This window comes from Chryseobacterium sp. PCH239 (genome assembly GCF_018924625.1).
In the GTDB taxonomy this organism is placed as follows: domain Bacteria; phylum Bacteroidota; class Bacteroidia; order Flavobacteriales; family Weeksellaceae; genus Chryseobacterium; species Chryseobacterium cucumeris.
This window is the reverse complement of sequence record NZ_CP073027.1, coordinates 2819495-2837534: the sequence shown is the minus strand read 5'-3', so window position 1 is coordinate 2837534 and position 18040 is coordinate 2819495. Positions and strand designations below refer to the sequence as shown.

Here is an 18040-nt window from a genome sequence, read left to right as displayed (position 1 = left end):
TTGGTGCGTATTACGCTATTTCGTTTGTGTTATAAATCGATTTATTTTGCTACTTCTGGTGTGTTATAAAAGACTGAAATGAATGATGTCAGATTCTATACCTGTTCCTTTAATAGCTGGAGATTTAGCTGTATTGCTTGCTGTAGTAATCCTGATAATTTCCTGAAGTCACATTTTCAAGCCATTCTTTATTTTCAAGATACCAGTCGATGGTTTTTGCTAATCCTTCTTCAAAGGTAACTGAAGGTTTCCAGCCTAAATCTTTATTCAGTTTTGTTGCATCAATAGCGTAACGTTTGTCGTGACCCGGTCTGTCTTTTACAAAAGTGATCAGTTTTTCTGAATAGCCTTCCGGTCTTTCCAGCTTGGCATCCATTTGTTTGATCAGTTCTTTGACAAGATCAATATTCTGCCACTCGTTGAATCCTCCGATATTGTAAGTCTCACCGGTTTTTGCTTCTTTAAATATCTGATGAATCGCCTTGGCATGGTCAATGACAAACAACCAGTCTCTGGTATATTTTCCATCACCGTAAATAGGAAGCGGTTTCTCGTTGATGATATTCGAAATACAAAGGGGAATGAGCTTTTCAGGGAAATGATTCGGGCCGTAGTTGTTGGAACAGTTCGAAACGATGAAAGGCATTCCATAAGTATTTCCGTAAGCTCTTACAAAATGGTCAGAAGCTGCTTTGGATGCGGAATACGGAGATTGAGGGTCGTAGGATGTCGTTTCTAAAAAGAATCCTGTTTCGCCTAAACTTCCATATACTTCGTCGGTAGAAATATGATAGAAAAGATTATTTCTTTTTTCATCCGGGAATCTGCCGTGGGTATGATCAGGATTTAACGTCCAGAACTCTTTACAAAGATTCAGAAGATTAGCGGTTCCGTTTACATTTGTGTTGATAAATGCCATTGGATCTGTAATACTTCTGTCTACATGACTTTCTGCTGCTAAATGTACAACCGCATCCGGATTGTATTTTTCGAAAACTCTTCTAAGTTCTTCCGGTTTTGTAATATCTGCTTTTTCGAAAACATAATTAGGTTCATTTTCAATGTCCTTTAAGTTTTCCAGATTTCCGGCGTATGTAAGAGCATCAAGGTTGATGATTGTAGTATCCGGATTGTTTTTTACAAATTCTCTTACAACATGGGAACCGATAAACCCGGCACCTCCTGTAATGATAATGTTTTTCATTGATTTATTTTGAGATGGTCTTTCTTCCTATACTTTTATAATAAAATCCGTTTTGCTCAGGGACTTCCAATGGATACATATTTCTGCCGTCAAAAATGACTTTGTTTTTCATTTTTTTAGCCATCAGTTCAAAATTAGGGTTTTTGAATTCAGGCCATTCTGTAGCAATAAATAGTGCGTCCACATCTTCCAGTGCATCATACATTCCTTTGGCGTATTGTATTTTGTTGCCAAGAAGTTTTTGAACATTGCTTTCTGCAACAGCATCATATGCTACAATTTCCGCGCCTTTCTCCAATAAAAGGGCAATATTGTCTAAAGATGAAGCTTCTCTGATGTCATCTGTATTTGCTTTAAAGGCAAGTCCCCACATGGCGATTTTCTTCCCTTCAATATTTCCTCCGAAGTATTTTTCAATTTCAGATACTAAAATAACTTTCTGGGTGGTATTTACATTTTCGGTAGCTTCCAGGATCTGGAAATTAAAATCTTCCTGTTTCCCGGATTTTATAAGTGCTTTTACGTCTTTAGGGAAGCAGCTTCCTCCATATCCGATTCCAGGGAATAAAAATCTGTGCCCGATTCTGTCATCACTACCCATTCCCAGTCTTACCTTATCCACATCTGCACCTACCTTTTCACAATAGTTGGCAATTTCATTCATGAAGGTAATTTTTACTGCTAAAAATGAATTCGCTGCATATTTGGTAAGTTCCGAAGACTTCTCATCCATAAAAATGATGGGAATTCCGGTATTGGTAAAAGGCTGATATATTTTAGACATAATATCTTTAGCTTTTTCTGAGCTTGCCCCTACAACGACTCTTGAGGGATTCATAGAGTCTTCAACAGCAAATCCTTCTCTCAGGAATTCAGGATTTGAAACTACATCAAAAGGAATGCCTGTTTTAGAAGAAATTGTTTCTCTTACTCTATCCGCAGTTCCTACGGGAACAGTACTTTTATTGACAATGACTTTGTATTCAGTCATCATCTCGCCAATATTATCGGCTACCTGAAGTACATAAGACAAATCTGCAGAACCGTCTTCTCCCGGAGGAGTAGGCAATGCCAGATATATAACTTCGCTTTTGTCTAAAGCTTCTTTAAGATTGGTAGTGAAAAATAATCTTTCGGACTGGATGTTTCTTAAAAACATTTCTTCAAGGTTCGGCTCATAGATGGGAACAATGCCGTTTTTCATACCTTCTACTTTTTTTTCATCAATATCAACACAGTATACTGAATTGCCAAGTTCTGCCAGAGTAGTTCCTGTAACCAAACCTACATAACCTGTTCCTACAATCGTTATATTCAAAATATCTGTTTTAAAATTCTAAAGACAAAAGTAATAAAAATCCTGTGACATACTCTTTTAATTTATTGTAAATGAATCTTACGCTATTTGCTTGATACTTAAGATAATTTTGCATTTTTAGAAAAAAAGCTTATATTTGCAATGGATTTACGGAAAAAATGGGAAGGCTTCGGAAGAAAGCCTTTTTTCGTACTGTAAATCAAGATAAAAATATATGGAGTTTAGAAAAAGAATTGAAGAATTATTAAATGAATTCCTTGAGACCAGAAAAGATCTGTTTCTTATTGATCTTAAAATTTCTGCAGGGGATGATATTACAGTGATTTTGGATGGTGATAACGGAGTTTCTTTGCAGGACTGCCTTGATGCAAGCCGTGCGATTGAATTTAATATGGATCGTGAAGAGCATGACTTCAGCCTTCAGGTGATGTCTGCGGGATTGAGCGAGCCATTATCCACACCAAGACAGTTCAGTAAAAACATTGGAAGAGAGATTGAGGTGATGCTGGAGGATTCTTCTAAAATTGAAGGAGAATTGTCAAAAGTAGACGATGAGAAGATCACACTTGTTCTACGTTACCGAAAGCCGAAAGATATCGGAAAAGGAAAAGTAGATGTGGAGGAGGAGAAAGAAATTTCTTATCCTGAGATCAAAAAAGCATTAGTAGTAATTAAATTTTAAAAAGAAAAAAGAATAGATGGATAATATAGCGTTGATTGAATCCTTTGGTGATTTTAAAGACGAAAAAGGGATCAGTAAGATTGATCTTATGGCAATTATTGAAGATTCACTGAAAACTCTTTTAAGAAAGAGATTTGATTCAGATGATCATTTTGATGTGATTGTAAACCCGGATAAAGGAGATTTTCAGATATTTTTGAATAAAACAATTGTAGAGGACGAAATGTCTGAAGATGATGATTTGGAGATAGAAATTTCTGAAGCAAAGAAGATTGACCCTACCTTCGAAGTAGGTGAGGACTTTACAATGGAAATTCCTGTTGCACAATTGGGAAGAAGAAATATTCTTACCCTTAAGCAAATCCTTGCTACAAAACTTCAGGAACACAATAATGCAATGCTGTACGAACAGTTTAGAGATAAAATTGGTGAAATCGTTGTAGGGGAAATCCACCACATCCGTCATAAGCACGTGATTTTGCTGGATGATGAAGGAAATGAATTTATTTTACCAAAAGAAAACCAGATCCCATCCGATTTCTTTAAAAAGGGTGAGAATATCAGAGCTATTGTTGAGACAGTAGATTTTAAAGGTTCTAAACCACAGATTATTATTTCCAGAACTGCACCTAAATTCCTTGAGAAGTTATTAGAGCTGGAAATTCCTGAAATCCAGGACGGAACAATTATCCTTAAAAAGGTAGTGAGAATTCCTGGTGAAAAGGCGAAGATTGCAGTAGATGCTTATGATGACAGAATTGATCCGGTAGGAGCTTGTGTTGGAGTGAAAGGATCCAGAATTCATGGCGTTGTGAGAGAGTTGAGAAATGAAAACATCGATGTTATTCAGTGGTCTAAAAACCCTGAAATTTTGGTGAAGAGAGCATTAGGAAACGTTACTATTAACAAAATTGAAATCAATGAAGAGACCAATTATGCATTGGTATATACTCCAGTTGAGGAAATTTCTAAAGTGATCGGAAAACAAGGTCAGAATATCAGACTGGCTTCTTGGTTGACAGGATATGAGATTGATGTATACAGAGAGTCCAGCGAGGATGATGATGTTGAATTGAAAGAATTTAACGATGATATCGAGCAATGGATTTTGGATGAGTTTAAGAAAGTAGGACTTACGACTGCAAAATCAGTATTGGATAAAGAAACTGAAAGTCTTTTAAATATGGTAGACCTTGAAGAAGAAACCATCGAAGAGGTTAAACGTATTCTGAGAGAAGAATTTGAAGATTAAGATTTTAAATAAATTTTAATAAACAGTAAAAAAGAAATACTTTAATTTTAAAAATTAAAAACAGTAAATAATATAAATGCCAAAAATTAGATTAAATAAAGCGGTTAAGGAATTCAACATTTCGATGTCCAGATTAGTAGAGTTTTTACAGTCAAGGGGTTTCGAGGTTGAAAGCAATCCTAACGCTCAATTGGAAGAAGCGGCATATTCTGCATTGGAGGCTGAGTTTGCTAAAGACGGCGAACAAAGAAAGGCTTCCCATGAGGTGGTGATCACAAAAGTTCCGGAAGAAAAACTGGAAATTGAAGAAAAGAAAACCCCTGAAGTGATAAGAGCTAAAGCAAATAAACCAGAAACTAGAATTTTAGGTAAAATAGATTTGGAACCTAAGAAGCCTGAAGCTGAAGAGATTCCTGCAGCTCCTGCAGTTCCTGTGGCTCCTGTTGCGACACCGGTTGAAGAAAAGAAAGAAGAAATCGTGAAAGAAGAACAACCGGAAGTTAAAGCAGCGCCTGAAAAACAGGAATTTAAAGTTTTGGATAAAATTGATTTGTCTCAAATAGAATCTAGAAACAGACCTGTGAAAAAAGACAAACCAAAAATGGAGGAGAAAAAAGAAGAAGTTAAACCTGTGGAAACAGTAAAGGAAACTCCAAAACCAGCGGTTGTAGAGGAGAAAAAAGTAGAAACTCCAAAAGTTGAAGCTGAACCTGAATCTCAGGAACCACAAAAAATTGAGACAGTATATCAGAAACTTGACGGTCCTAAGATCGTTGGGGAAAAGATTGACTTAACTCAGTTTGCACCAAAACCAGGTGCTGGAGCAAAAAAGAAAAGAAAGAGAATTGAAAAACCTGGTGGCCAGAATAACCAACAAGGTCAGGGGAATAATCAAAACTCAGGAAATAACAACAACCAAGGTGGACAAGGTCAAGGAAACCGTCAGCATAATAATAACGGTGGACAGGGACAAGGTGGAAACCGCCAGGGTGGTCAGGGAGGCCAGGGAAATCGTCCTCAAGGTCAAGGTGGCCAAGGTGGAAACCGTTTTGGAAATAACCAGGGTGGTGGAAATCGTCAAGGTCAAGGTGGTGGCTTCAAAAAAGGCGGTCAGAACAACAGACCTGGACAAAGAGTTATGCCAGTTGAGCTAACTGATGAGCAAGTTAAAAACCAGATCAAAGAAACATTAGAAAAACTTACTAATAAAGGAGGGAAATCTAAATCTGCAAAACACAGAAAAGACAAGAGAACTTTCCGTAGAGAGCAGGATGAGCGTCAGCAGGAGCTTGAAGCACAAGACAGAACTCTTAAAGTAACAGAATTCATCACAGTAGGTGAATTGGCAAGTTTGATGAATGTTTCCCCAACTGAAGTAATTTCTGCTTGTTTCTCATTAGGTGTAATGGTTACCATGAACCAAAGACTTGAAGCCGATACCTTATTATTAGTAGCAGATGAATTCGGTTATAAAATTGAATTCTCAGATGCTGATCTTGAAGATACGGATGCAGAAGATGAAGTAGACACCGAGGAAAGCCTATTACAAAGAGCTCCTGTAGTTACTGTAATGGGACACGTTGACCATGGTAAAACTTCATTGTTGGACTACATTAGAAAAACAAACGTAATTGCCGGTGAATCCGGAGGAATTACTCAGCACATTGGTGCTTATAACGTGAAACTGGAGAACGGTCAGAGAATTACTTTCTTAGATACACCAGGTCACGAAGCCTTTACTGCAATGAGAGCGAGAGGTGCACAGATTACGGATATTGCAATTATCGTAATTGCGGCCGATGATGATGTAATGCCACAAACAAAAGAAGCAATTGCTCACGCACAGGCTGCAGGAGTACCAATGATTATTGCTATCAACAAAGTAGATAAGCCGAATGCAAACCCGGACAACATCCGTCAGCAGTTATCAGGATTAAATCCGCCGGTTTTAGTAGAAGAATGGGGTGGAAATGTTCAGGCACAGGAGATCTCGGCTAAATTCGGTAATAACGTAGATGTATTGTTGGAAAAAGTTTTATTACAGGCTGAAATGCTTGAGTTGAAAGCGAATCCTGACCGTGCAGCAAACGGAGTTGTTATTGAAGCATCTTTAGATAAAGGTAGAGGTTATGTAGCAACAATGTTGGTACAGACCGGAACTTTAAGAGTAGGTGATTATGTAGTAGCAGGTAAAAATCACGGTAAAGTAAAAGCTTTGCTTGATGAAAGAGGAAAAAATCTAAAAGAAGCAGGGCCATCAATTCCTGCAACAATCTTAGGTTTGGATGGAGCGCCTACTGCAGGTGATAAATTCCGTGTGTATGCTGATGAAAGTGAAGGTAAAGCAATTGCCAATAAGAGAGAGCAGCTACAGAGAGAATTATCAATCAGAACCAAGAAGCATACAACCCTTGAAGAATTGGGTAGACGTATTGCTTTAGGAGAATTCAAAGAATTGAACATTATCCTTAAAGGAGACGTGGATGGTTCTGTAGAAGCTCTTTCTGATCAGTTACAAAGATTATCAACAGAAGAAATCAGTGTTAAAATTCTTCACTCAGGTGTTGGACAGATTACAGAATCTGATATCAACTTAGCCGCAGCATCCGATGCTATTATTATTGGATTTAACGTGAGAGCAGGTGCTAATGCTAAAGAACTTGCAGATCGTGAGGAAATTGAAATCAGAACGTATTCTGTAATCTATAAAGCAATTGATGAGGTAAAAGAAGCGATGGAGGGAATGCTTTCTCCGGAAATTCAAGAGCAGGTGATTGGTAATGTTGAAATCCGTGAGGTTTTCAAGATTTCTAAAGTAGGAACAATTGCAGGTTGTATGGTTCTTACCGGAAAAGTAACGAGACAGTCTAAAGTACGTTTATTAAGAGACGGTATTGTTAAATTCGATGGAGAACTTGAAAGTTTGAAACGTTTCAAAGATGATGTTAAAGAAGTAACGAAAGGTTACGAATGTGGTCTGAATCTGAAAGGTTATAATGACATCGAAATCGGAGATATCCTTGAAGTATACGAAGAAGTAGCGGTCAAGAAAAAACTAAAATAAATATATCCTAAATATGTGAAAACCACTTTTTTATAAAGTGGTTTTTTTATTTTTCAAACTCGTTTAATTTGTAATCATTCTAAATAATTTTTTTTGAATTATTAATAATTTGTTAAAATGAATAAGGTCTGTAAAAAAATTATTTTTTATTGAATAAAAACTGTCTATTATTATTGAATCTTATTTGTTTTGTGTAAATTTTAAATGAAACAGTAAAAAAATAGTCGTTTAAACGTTAGTTTAATTTGTGGATGTTAATATTTATTAACATATTTGCCCATTAAATATATTAAAATTTGTTAATATGAATGTTAAACTACGTGTATTAAGCGCCGGAGCTCTGTTTTTCCTAGGACAAGTAGCTTATGCGCAAAAAGCAAAGAAGGATACAGCTAGAGCTACTGAGATTGATGAGGTAGTAATGGTCGGGTTCGGACAGAAAAAATCTGTTAAAGAAGTTACTGGTTCTGTGAGTACAGTTAAAGGTGACAAACTTAATGATCTGCCAGTTTCATCTCCTGATAAGGCCCTAATGGGTAGAGTTACCGGGGTACAGACTGGAGCTGCTTCAGGACAGCCAGGGGGAATTGTAAACATCCGTGTTAGAGGTAATACTTCTGTTAATGGAAATAATAGCCCGATCTTTATTGTTGATGGAGTAAGAATTGCTTCAGGAGATCTTACAAGCTTAAACACAACGTCAAATATCTTGGCGAATTTAAGTTCTGATGATATTGAATCAATGACTGTACTTAAGGATGCAGTTTCAACGTCATTATATGGAGCAGATGCTGGTGCCGGGGTAATCATTATTACTACAAAGTCTGGTAAATCTGGTAAACCAAGATTTCAGTTCTCAAGTAATTATGGGGTAAATAAAACAGCTTTTAAATTACCAAATTCATTGACAAAAGATCAATGGCATGGCTTAGCAGCTCAAACAATGGCCAATACACCATCTGTATTTGGTTATGGATCTTATCAGGAAGCTTATGATGCCTTATTTGATCCAGACCAGGATCCACTAGGATATGCAGCTTATAGTAATGTAAATACTAATTGGCAAAAGGAATTAACTAGAAATAGTGCTAACCAAAGTGAAACAAACTTCTCAGTTAGCGGAGGAAGTGATAAATTCAAATATTACTCTTCTATCGGTATGTTCAACCAGGAGAGTATCTATAAAGGGAGTGATTTCAAAAGAGTGAATGCTTCCACTAAAATTGAATATAAAGCAACTGATAGATTAACAATTAATACAGATTTCCAGTTTTCAAACAGTAAAATGCGTACTTTGAACAATGGTGGAGATTTTGCTAACCCATTGATCGCACAGTACTTTAACCTTCCTGTTGATCCGGTAAGAAACCCTGATGGTAGCTGGTATTATGGAGTTAATAACTCATTGCCTTCTGGGAACTTTAACGTAGCAGCACTACAGGATATTAACTCTAGAAAAGCAAACACAAGCAGAGTATTTGCCAACTTGGGAGTAAATTATAAAATTCTTGATGGGCTAGTTTATAGAATGAATTTCGCACCTGAATATATCAACGTAGAAGAAGATGTTTACTTATCTCCTCTTCATGGTGATGGATACTCAGCGAAAGGTGATTTGACATCCAATGCAAGAAGATTTTTTAACTTCAACATACAGAATATCTTAGAATATTCTTTCAGAATTGGAGATAAAAATAAATTCGTTGCAAGAGCAATTCAGGAAGCTTATAAGTCTGATATGAGAGCTGTTAATGCTGAAGGACAAGTTGTTGCTCTTTCTTCTCTTCAGACTTTAGATAGTTTTGTTAAGCCTGTTGCAGCTGGTGGAACAAAAACGATTACTTCAAGATCTGGTTATGCAGGACAGGTAAACTATAACTATGACAATATTGTTAACTTAGATTTATCTTACAGAAGAGATGCAATGTCAAACTTCTTCCCAGGTCAAAAAGGAGGTAACTTCTATTCTGCGGGAGCGAGTGTTGACTTAGCAAGAATCTTTATCCCTGATAATGATTATTTAACATTGTTGAAACTTAGATCTTCTTATGGTAAATTAGGAAATCAGATTTCAGCGTCTCCTTATGCTACATACAGCTACGGTATCAATTATAATAACAATGCTGGTGCAAGTTATGGAGGTTTTTATAATCCAGGACTTAAGTGGGAAACTGTTAAACCTTTCAACGTAGGATTTGATATAGGACTATTAAAAGATCGTATATCGTTAACAGCTGAATACTATAACAAACAAACTGAAGATCTGATCTTTACTGTTCCATTATCTCTTGCTCAAGGTATTTCAGGTTACACAGATAATATCGGTACATTGGTTAACAAAGGATTTGAATTCAGTATCAATGCAGATATCCTAAAACCTGAAAATCCAAAAGGTTTTGCTCTTAGCATGGATGCTAACTTATCAACGCTTAATAATGAGTTGACTAAAATCTATGGAGGAAAAGATATCATTTCAGGAGCTACAATCTTAAGAGAAGGAGAATCTATCAACAGCTGGTACATGAGAAAATGGGCTGGTGTAGATCCTAATAATGGAGATCCATTATGGTACCTAAATGGAGTTGATGGTGAAACAACCAACGACTACAACAAAGCTCAAAGAGCTATTCAAGGTAATCGTTTAGCGAAATACTTTGGAGGTGTTGGTATTAAAATGTCTTATCAAAACTTCACAGTATCTGCACAAGGAACATATAGCTTTGGAGGTAAAGTATATGATGACTGGGCAATCTATACAATGAGTGATGGTCAGTACAGTTTATTCTATCCTGGATATGAGGATCAGCTAGATTATTGGACTCCAAACAATACTAATGCATTGAACCCAAAACCAATTTATGGTGGAAATAAACTTGCAAACAGAACGTCAACAAGATTCTTATATAAAGCGGATTATTTGAGATTAGCTAACTTAAAAATAGCTTATACTTTTGATTCTAGCTTCTTAAAAGGTTCAAACCTTAATAAAGTAACAGTTTACGTTATGGGTAACAACCTTTGGACACATGCTTATGATAAAAATTTAAGATATGATCCGGATATTGCACTTGCAGGAACAACAAACCTGAACTTGCCTCCTTTGAAATCTTATTTAGTTGGATTTAATGTTGAATTTTAAAAATTGAAAAAAATGAAAAAATACTTAATAGCATTTTCAGTTATTGCCCTTACTTCTACTGCGGTTACTTCGTGTGGTGAGGACTTTGTAGATACTGAATTTTTCCAAAGTAAACCTCAGGAAGATATTAAAACAATAGAAGAACTTCAGTCTTTTGTATTCGGAGCTTATGGTACTATGAGAGGTGCTTCTTATTATGGATGTGATTTTGTAACAATTCCTGAATTAAGAAGTGATGCAATGTATTCTAATAACCGTTCAGGATATTATAGTACAGTTTCAAACTATACAATGCTTTCTGGTGATGCATACGCATCAGGTCCATATTCTGCAATGTATACAACTATTGCTAAAGCAAACATTATTCTTGGAACTTCAAATAACCTAACTTGGGGAGAAACAGTTGATCCAGCACAGATTGCTCTGAAAATAAAGCAACTTAAAGGACAGGCTTATGCAGTAAGAGCTCAGGCTTTGTTTGATGCTTTAAGATTATTTGGGCAGCAATATTCTGGTGGAACTACCGGAGTTGTTGTTCCTCTTCAGTATAATCCTTCTGCAAATATGGCTCGTTCTTCTGTTCAACAGACTCAGGCTCAAATTGAAGCAGATTTTAATAGTGCATTAGCTAATCTTACGGGAAATGCTAATCAGGTTTATAGTGATAAAACTGTATTGAATGAATTCTCAGTTAAGGCTTTGATGTCCAGATATTATCTATATAAAGGAGATTATGCTAAGGTACGTTCGTTAGTAAACGATGTAGTAGCATCTGGAAAATATAGTGTAATTCCTCGTGATTCATATTTAACAAGCTGGACACTTAATAATGCAGCATCTAACTCAGTATTTGAATTAGCTGTTGGACCAATTGCTGCTTTAGGTTCTACAAGTATTCACTACAAAATTGCACCGGCTAACTCATATGTAAACATGCCAGTTAAGTCAGCTGTTGTATCATCTATTTCTGCTCAGGATATCAGACGTTCTATATTTAGTGCAAGTCAGAACGCTGCTGGAACTTATATTGCAGCAAAGTATCCTAATGATAATGGAGAAGATAATATCAGAGTTTCTAGATATGAAGAGATCATCCTTAATGGTATTGAAGCAGAACTTAACGGAGGTAGCGCTGCTAAAGCTCAGACATATTGGGAAATGATTTTGAAAAATAGATTAACTGATATTCTTGATGCTAATGGTAATGTAGTAACAAGTGTTGCAGCGCAAATTGCAGCTTTAGGACCAATTGATATGACTAAGCTTAAATCTGAAAGAAGAAAAGAGCTTGTTGGTGAAGGTTTCAGAATGTGGGATTTACTAAGATGGGGAGGACCTATTCCTAAAAATGCTACTAACGGTAACGTAACAGCTAACATTGCAATTGGAGATAACAAATTGGCATTCCCAATTCCTTTGGCAGAAACTAACGTTGCTGGAACTTTGGTAAAATCAAACCCTGGTTACGATAACTAATTATCAAATCAGATAAATAAATAAGAGCCGCCTTTTATAGGTGGCTTTTTTTATGGACAAAATCATTTTAGGATTTAAGTAAACTCTTTATAAAATTAATTATATTGATTTTTGGGCTGTATTATAGTTTTTGCACATCAATTCGAAAACTTTTAAGATTTTTTTCAGGAAGGTTGCTATCATCAATATAATATTCATTGGGAATGTTATTATAGTTTCAAATAGCTATGAAAGAATCAAACAATTTTATGTCCTTTTATTTCTTATTTTTGCTGTACAATAATGAATAATGAAGTACATCCTTTTCATACTCTTCTCTTTAGGTTTTGTAGCCAAGGCTCAGGTCGTTAATAAAGCAGAAACAAAACCTCAGCCTAAAAAAGAAGACACTCTTGTAATAGATTCCGGGAAAAAAGATTCTCTGAAAATTTTCAAACCTACTATAAATGATTATCAGTATCAGACCCAGTTTTCTGAAAAGAAAGTTTTTGATACGGTAATGACTTTTGATAAGACCTACATCTTTTCGCAACACAATAATAAAGATAACTTCGGAAGAGTACAGCCTGCCAACATTGGTTCAGGATTTAATCCTCTTATATTTGAAGTTAATGATGAACAAAATCTTTCTTTATTGCCATCCAACAAATCTTACATGATTATTGGAGCAAATGATGTGAAATATTATGACGTAAAAACACCTACAGCTACATTCTTATATCATAATGCTATGCGAAACGGGGCGGCTCTAAAATCCACCTATACTCAGAATATCGGAAAAAGATTCAATTTTGCGCTTGAATATATGGGGCTTCGTTCACAGGGACTTTACAGAAACTCCTTGTCAGCTAACAACAATACTTTATTTTCAGGACACTATGTTTCAAAAAATGGAAACTATGAGCTTTTTGCCCATTATCTTCACCAGAATGTAAATAATCAGGAAAGTGGAGGGATTACTGAAGATAACCTGTTTCAGAGTGGAGACAGCAATTACAGTAACAGACAAAACGCACAGGTAAATCTGGCCTCTTCAAGTTCACAGTTTTCTTACAGAAGATATTATCTGAGCCATCAGTTTACTCCATTCAATTCTGAGAAATTTCCTTTCAGCATAAGACATATTATTTCTCATCAGGGAAACAAATATTACTATAACCAAACTGCTTTGGAGCCGTATTGGTATGACGCTCCTACAGATTTAGTAAATGGCTTTCCATTGACAACCAAAAAATATTCTGAGAATTTCAGCAATACCGTAAGTCTGATTTTTAATAATGAAAAATTCAAACTGGATGCCGGGGTACGTTATCAGATGATTAAATTCGGGATAAGAGATGTTGTTGCACTTAACAACGTGCCTTTTCCTGGTGAGCTGAAAGAAAACAGAATCGGAGCTGTAGGAAACCTGCAGGTAAAACTTTGGGACAAAATTCAGTTGAATTCGTTTCTGGAATTTTCAAACGGAAGCCAGTTTAAAAGTTATCTGAAGACAACCAATAATCTGAAGTTTGAACCTATCAAAGATTATTTCGTTAATGCCAAAGTAAACTTCCAGAGTGCCTATCCTTCATTCAATTATCTATTGAATACTTCTGTTTATAATAACTTCAATTATTATCTTGAAAATGCGAAGAATCAGTCTGTAATGGAAGTAGGAGGAAGCATCAATCTGAAATGGTTTAAAACAGAGATTTTCGCCAATTATTTCAGAATCGATAACTATACTTATTTTGACAGCAACGGAAGTCCGAAACAAAGTGACAATTCAGTAAATATATCTCAGATTGGAGGAGATGCTACTTTCAGCTTCAACAAATTCCACCTGAATACAAGAGTGCATTTCCAGAATACCTTAACGAATAAAGAACTACTTCCAATGCCGGGCTTCATCGGTAGAGCCAATTTCTTCTATCAGACCCAGGCTTTCAAAAAAGCAGCAGAAATTCAGGCAGGGGTTAAAGTATATTACTTCTCTAAATTCGCTTCAAGAGAATATTTCCCTGTTCTTAATGAATATATTCTTCCAAGAGCAGATTCATTTTCAATTGGAGGGCAGCCTATCGCCGATATTTATATTAATATGAAAGTGAAAAAAATGTTCTTTTTCATAGAAGGACAGCAGATAGGAACTGTTATTTCCAATAACAAAGCATATGCATTTCCACATTATCCGGTGTATGATTTCAGATTGAATATCGGAATTGTGTGGTATTTGTTCAACTAAAAACGATACAGGTTGAAAACAATTAATAAAATATCATTTAACGATATAGAAAGTATTCCTCAGCTGGTAAAAGATTTTTTAAATCAGAAGATTGAGGGGTTTGAAAATAATACATTTTCCTTAGATCATTTCAGGCAGCAGATTCATCTGAAGAAAGATTCTTTTACCTCTGAAAAAAGAAGCATTTTAGCTGATGTGTTTGAAGCACAGTTAGAAACTCTTTCTCTATCTTCAGAGCAGAAAGAAAATCTTGAGAATCTTAAACAGCCCAACACGTTTACGATAACAACAGGGCATCAGTTGAATCTGTTTTCAGGACCTGTTTTCTTTGTGTATAAAATTCTTCAGACCATAAAAACATGTACTTATCTGAAAGAAAATTTCCCAGATTTTAATTTTGTTCCGGTGTATTGGATGGCTTCGGAGGATCATGATTTTGCAGAGATCAATCATTTTAAAACCGAAAATAATTATTACGAAACCAATGAGAAATCCGGAGGTCCGGTAGGAAGAATTGAAATCAGTGACACCTATTTTATTTCGGAATTTGAAAAAGAATTCAAAGATTCCATTTTCGGTACAGAGCTGATTTTAATGATGAAGGAAGCTTATAAAGCTGGAAACACTTTAACGGAAGCTATTAAAATTCTTGTCAACCGTCTTTTCTCAGAATTCGGACTTTTGATTCTGGATGGAGATTCTAAGGAACTTAAAAAACAGATGAAGGAGATTTTTGAAGATGAACTTCTTCATTTCAGCTTACAGAAAACTTCTGAAGATAAAGTCAAGTTTCTGACAGAGAAATATGGGAAGGTTCAGGTAAACCCTCGTGAAATAAATCTTTTCTACCTTTCTGAAACGAGAGACAGAATAGAATTTAACGGACACAAGTATAATATTGTAGATAAGCCTATCCAGTTTACAGAAGAAGAAATTCTTGTCGAATTGGAAAACCATCCTGAAAAATTCAGTCCGAATGCGCTAATGCGTCCGGTATATCAGGAAAATGTACTTCCTAATTTATCCTATATCGGAGGAAATGCCGAAATCATGTACTGGCTGGAATTGAAAGATTATTTCTCAAAAATTAATATTCCTTTCCCAATTCTGATTCCAAGAAACTCTATGCTTTTCCTGAAAGAAAAAACATTGGGAAAAATTGAGAAACTAGATCTTAAAATAGAAGATTTTTTCCAGAACTTCTCGGTACTTACCAATCAGAAGATTTTAAAAGATAATCCCATTGTAGAATTACTTGAAGAGAAAGAAGAATTATTGATTAGTAATTTTTCTGCATTGAGAGCTTCAGCAGAAACTACTGAGAAATCCTTCGGGAATATGGTAAAGGCAGAAGAAGTACGACAATTAAAGTCATTCAAAAGAATGAAAAAACGTCTGCTTCATGCTGAAAAAATAAAACAGAATGAGTTGCTGGAAAGACTTGAAAATCTGTTTTTAGATGTTCATCCCGCAAAAACATGGCAGGAAAGAGTGTATAACTTTAGCGTATTCTTTTCAGATTATGGCTATTCGTGGCTTGAAAATTGTTTGGAAGAAATGGTGGTTCAAGATTCAAAATTAATAATTGTTGCCATTTAATTTTAAAGAAGTATTTTTGTAAATTATAATTATCGAATATGATAAAGAGGTTTTTTATTCTATCCAGTTTATGTATGGTTTTGGGAGTTTCAGCTCAGAAATCACATACGGTTGTGCAAGGTGACAATCCTTACAACATTGCCAAAAAGTATGGAATGACTGTAGATGAATTGCTGAAGCTAAACCCAAAACATAAAGATGGCAAACTGGCGATCGGTGATGTTTTAACTATAAAATCAGATAAAGCAGCCACTCCGGTTGTGACAAAAACGACTCCTGCAGAAAAAGTAACTTCAACAGCAAGTACTTCTTCTCTAGGTAAAATTGTTTTACTGCCAAAACAAACGATTTATGGCATCACAAAACAATACAGAATTTCTGAAACTGATCTGAGAAAACTGAATCCTGAACTGGACTCTCATATGAAGATCGGAGATGAAATTACTTTGCCTCTTGCCAGTATTAAGAAGTATGGTGGTGCTCAACAGGCTGTAACACCGGAAAAACACGTTGAAACTCCTGTAGAAAAAGCAACTGCAACAGCTGCTACATCTACATCTGCTACCACTCCAGCAGCAGAAGGAGAATCTTATGTGATTCAGGCTAAAGATAATTATTACAGAATTACAAAACAGTTTGGCATTAGCCAGCAGGACCTTTATGCTTTAAATCCAGGATTGGAAGAAAAAGGACTGAAACCTGGGGATACCATTAAAATAAAAAGAACAAATACGACTGCCAATACTGATACCGTTGCAGAAACTACAAATCCAAAAGCAAAAATGGATTCAGGGAACGAAAAATCAACAGCTGCTTCCAATGTTGCAGTTGGTGATGATTATGTAACCTATACAGTGCAGCAGGGAGATACAGTATTCTCTATCGTTAATAAATTCGGTGTTTCTATTGATGAGCTTATCGCTCTCAACCCGGATCTTTCACACGGTTTGAAAACCGGAATGGTTCTAAAGATCAAAAAGCAGGATGCAGCTTATATAAAGAAAAATGGTGATGCTTTAAGCGTTATCCTGATGCTTCCTTTCGGATACAGTACCAATGAAACTCAGTATAGAGCAATGGCACTTGACTTTTTGACAGGAGCTAAGCTTGCTATTGAAAGAAATGCAAGAGGAGGACAAAAACTGGATATCAAAGTTGTAGATTCAGGAAATGAAGCTTCATTCAAAAACTCTTTGACACAGATTAATCCTGATAATACAGATCTTATTATCGGACCTTTCTTTAAGTCCAATGTAATTGATGTTCTTGATTTTACCAAAAATCAGAAAATCCCGGTTGTAGCACCATTTGCTAACTCTCCGGAACTCTATAACTACAGCAACTTGATTATTGTCGAAACCAATAATCAGACCTATGCTGATAAGATTGTAGAAGAAGTAAAAGGTGTGTACTCAGATCAGAAGATATATATAGTGGCGGATGCTAAAAAAGAAGATGCCAACTATATCAAAGCAGGACTTGAAAAAGCAGTAAAAAACCCTAATATTATTATTGTTAATTCCCCGGCAGATATTCAGCCGGATCAGAATATGATGACAGGGCAGTCTGCACCGGTTATTGCCATTTTAGCGAATGATGATAATGCTGCAGGAGATGCTTTTGCCAACAGAATGATTGCTATTTCTAAAGAAGTACAGGGTATCAAAGCGTTCAGTATGTTCTATTCTCCTGTTTTTGAGAAGAAAGTGGATGAGCTGAGCCAGGCAAGTCTTGTATATCTGATGGATAGAAAGATTAACACAGACGGTAGCTTTGAGAAAGAAATTCTGGCAGCTTATAAAACTAAATACTGCAAAACCCCACCAAAATATGCTATTGTAGGGTTTGATGTGGTAAATGACATGTTGACCAGAGAGAATAAAAAAGGAGAAATCTTTAAGCAGATGAATAAAGTTCAGACTCAGCTTGCTACCAAATTTGAGTTTGTAAAATCTAAAGCTAACGGTGCATATGTAAATACGGGTTACAGAGTAATCAGGTTAGTACCATAAATGATTTATAGCACTTAGAACGAATATTGTTAACATTATAGTTATATTTGCATAATATTTAATTCAA

General features: G+C 35.7%; 10 protein-coding genes. 8 read left to right on the top strand and 2 right to left on the bottom strand.

Features of this window, described 5'->3' with window-relative positions; genetic code table 11:
* Positions 1 to 124: 124 nt before the first annotated feature.
* Complete coding sequence (gene rfbB / locus KBP46_RS13155; protein WP_216443445.1) at positions 125 to 1204, bottom strand: dTDP-glucose 4,6-dehydratase; 1080 nt, start codon at positions 1202 to 1204, stop codon at positions 125 to 127.
* Positions 1205 to 1208: 4 nt separating this feature from the next.
* On the bottom strand, positions 1209 to 2522 hold the full coding sequence (locus KBP46_RS13150) for a UDP-glucose/GDP-mannose dehydrogenase family protein (RefSeq protein WP_216443444.1): 1314 nt from the start codon (positions 2520 to 2522) through the stop codon (positions 1209 to 1211).
* Positions 2523 to 2736: 214 nt separating this feature from the next.
* Between KBP46_RS13150 and rimP the strand changes: the two genes are divergently transcribed.
* The 8 genes from rimP (at position 2737) to KBP46_RS13110 (ending at position 17973) form a co-directional block, all read left to right on the top strand.
* Complete coding sequence (gene rimP / locus KBP46_RS13145; RefSeq protein WP_034691441.1) at positions 2737 to 3204, top strand: ribosome assembly cofactor RimP; 468 nt, start codon at positions 2737 to 2739, stop codon at positions 3202 to 3204.
* Between the two features lie 16 nt (positions 3205 to 3220).
* Positions 3221 to 4456 carry a transcription termination factor NusA gene (nusA, locus tag KBP46_RS13140; RefSeq protein WP_002982960.1) on the top strand — a complete coding sequence of 412 codons (1236 nt, stop codon included), beginning with the start codon at positions 3221 to 3223 and terminating at the stop codon, positions 4454 to 4456.
* A 76-nt stretch (positions 4457 to 4532) separates the two neighbouring features.
* Positions 4533 to 7520, top strand: coding sequence for a translation initiation factor IF-2 (gene infB, locus KBP46_RS13135; RefSeq protein ID WP_062673450.1), 2988 nt, complete (start codon positions 4533 to 4535; stop codon positions 7518 to 7520).
* Positions 7521 to 7824: 304 nt separating this feature from the next.
* Positions 7825 to 10659: a SusC/RagA family TonB-linked outer membrane protein gene (locus KBP46_RS13130; RefSeq protein WP_216443443.1), complete on the top strand. Its 2835-nt coding sequence runs from the start codon at positions 7825 to 7827 to the stop codon at positions 10657 to 10659.
* Positions 10660 to 10671: 12 nt separating this feature from the next.
* On the top strand, positions 10672 to 12135 hold the full coding sequence (locus tag KBP46_RS13125; RefSeq protein WP_216443442.1) for a RagB/SusD family nutrient uptake outer membrane protein: 1464 nt from the start codon (positions 10672 to 10674) through the stop codon (positions 12133 to 12135).
* A 289-nt stretch (positions 12136 to 12424) separates the two neighbouring features.
* Complete coding sequence (locus KBP46_RS13120; protein WP_123278552.1) at positions 12425 to 14362, top strand: putative porin; 1938 nt, start codon at positions 12425 to 12427, stop codon at positions 14360 to 14362.
* Between the two features lie 12 nt (positions 14363 to 14374).
* Positions 14375 to 15961 carry a bacillithiol biosynthesis cysteine-adding enzyme BshC gene (gene bshC / locus KBP46_RS13115; protein WP_120232545.1) on the top strand — a complete coding sequence of 529 codons (1587 nt, stop codon included), beginning with the start codon at positions 14375 to 14377 and terminating at the stop codon, positions 15959 to 15961.
* Positions 15962 to 15999: 38 nt separating this feature from the next.
* Positions 16000 to 17973 carry a LysM peptidoglycan-binding domain-containing protein gene (locus tag KBP46_RS13110; protein ID WP_253297039.1) on the top strand — a complete coding sequence of 658 codons (1974 nt, stop codon included), beginning with the start codon at positions 16000 to 16002 and terminating at the stop codon, positions 17971 to 17973.
* Positions 17974 to 18040 lie beyond the last annotated feature (67 nt).